General features: G+C 68.2%; 1 pseudogene. It reads left to right on the top strand.

From position 1 onward, the window contains the following. Window positions 1-141: 141 nt before the first annotated feature. Window positions 142-346 (top strand): annotated as a pseudogene (locus tag MKK68_RS27430) (hypothetical protein); the annotation flags it as partial.

Genomic DNA, 346 nt, shown 5'->3' with positions numbered 1-346 from the left:
CGTCAGGCATATGAGATGCCGTTCGGTGGGGGCAAGCACCGCATCAGTTCAAAACTTGAAGTGAAGGCTGCCTACTCTCGCATGTTCGGGCTGCGCTGAATCGCGTGGATGGGGTTGGAGCGGTGCTGTTGGACTGATTCAGTGAGCGCTCCGGAGAAAGCGCGAAGCGGGGGCCGCCCCGACAGCCCGGATCTGCGCGAGCGCGTGGTGGAGGCGGCGGCAGTGAGCTCGCGCCGCTAGGCGGCCGCGCGCTTCGGGGTCGGCATCGCCACCTCGATCCGCTGGATGGCCGCGCTTGCGACGACGGGGACGGTGTCCGCTCGTCCGCAGGGAGGGCGCGTCGCTC

This window comes from Methylobacterium sp. E-016 (genome assembly GCF_022829745.1).
GTDB lineage: Bacteria > Pseudomonadota > Alphaproteobacteria > Rhizobiales > Beijerinckiaceae > Methylobacterium.
Note: the sequence above shows the minus strand (reverse complement) of the source record. Positions and strands in the feature narration are given on the sequence as shown.